The sequence below is a fragment of the Clostridium gallinarum genome, from assembly GCF_014836325.1.
Lineage (GTDB): Bacteria > Bacillota > Clostridia > Clostridiales > Clostridiaceae > Clostridium > Clostridium gallinarum.
Genome location: NZ_JACSQZ010000127.1, coordinates 1 through 1571, shown reverse-complemented (window position 1 = coordinate 1571; position 1571 = coordinate 1). Strand labels below are relative to the sequence as shown.

The 1571-nt window shown below is 22.0% G+C and carries 1 protein-coding gene; it reads right to left on the bottom strand.

Annotated features, from left to right (window positions below; genetic code table 11):
• Positions 1–74 precede the first annotated feature (74 nt).
• A complete protein-coding gene (locus H9660_RS16095) occupies positions 75–1067 on the bottom strand; it encodes a DUF5050 domain-containing protein (RefSeq protein ID WP_191751381.1) in 993 nt (330 codons plus the stop codon).
• Positions 1068–1571 lie beyond the last annotated feature (504 nt).

Sequence of the window (1571 nt, the reverse complement as noted above, 5' to 3'; positions counted from 1 at the left end):
AAACTTTTAAAGTTTGGGATTTATTTTTTTGCAAAAAAGGAGCTGTGCACTAATTCTTTAGTGCGACAGCCCCTTTAATTTTCTTTAATAAACTGTATTGATTCTAAATTATTAGCAGTCTCTATAAAAATACCAGAATCAGTAGCAAAATATTCATTTACGTAATCTGAAAAAACTTTAGTGTAGTCATAATTGGAATCTTCTTTGTTTGGAAGAAGTTTATATAGAGAATTAGAATCTTCATTATTTATAAAATATATATTATTAGAATTCTGTTTCAAACTATAAGAGCTTAAATTTAATACTTTCTTTATCTGAGAATTATTTATGTCTAAAGAGTATATATAATTGTTGTCATTAGAATTTGAGAATAATATTTGATCATCATATATTACAAAGCTTTCTACAGGAACATTTGTTATATTAAAATTAGAACTTCCATCAGTTTTTAAGCAATACAATTTAGAATTGTCAGTAGAGTTTATATAAAATATAGAATCATTATTCAATATAAAACTTTTAATTGATGAGTTAGATAATAAATAAGTTTTATTATCTTTAATATTTTGATAATAAAGTTTATTATCAATAGAATTTATATAGTATAATCTTTCACTTGCATATATAACTCCTCTAGGAAAATGTGAGTTTAATTTGTTTATTTCTTTTTTTTCATAATTAAGTCTATAAAATCCTTTTTCAGGAGAGTTAGAGGAAAAATAGATATAATTATCATCTGTAGCTAAAGAAACTAAATTAAAGTCGAAACTATCAATAATTAAATTGCTTTCAATGATACCAGATGTATTAGGTGAAGTAACTACTGAAAGTTTATTGTTGTTATTGATGTCAGGAAAAAATAATAAGTTTCCTAAAGAAACATATTTGTTTACAGAAAGGGTTTTTCCTAAAAGAATTATTTTTTTACTATTATTTATATTTTCTTTATAAGAAGTTGTTATTTTAGTTTCGCTTTTTTGTTGAGATTCATCACTATTATTATCACTAGAACAACTAACGAGTATAAAGTTTAAGCTGATAATAAGAATGGATAGTTTTTTGATCATATAAATCCTCCTAAAATTTATCATTAGAACCATAATAATATATTAAATTAAAATATATATTAAGTAAAATAAAATTAAGAAAATAAAGAAAACTATTATTGAATATATATAAATTAATAGTGAATATAGACAAAATAACGTTAACTTTACCTGGCGTATCAATATATAAAAAATAGAGAAAAATATAGAAAAATAAAGTATTATTAATATAATATAGATTAATAATATATTTTGTGAAGAGGATATATAAAAATCATGATAATATAAATAACGTCGTCGGAAACGACACAAGATAACAAACAAAAAAACATCGAAAAAAATCAACAAAAAAATGTTGACAATAAAAAGATGAAATGTTATCATAAAAAAGCAGTCGATAAGACTTAGATCTTTGAAAATTGAACAGAATATAAGTTAAGTATAAAATAAACCAGCAATTCTTTTAAGTCTTAAATTTAAGACTCAAGGTAATTTGAGCAACAGATTAAACTTTTTATTGAGAGT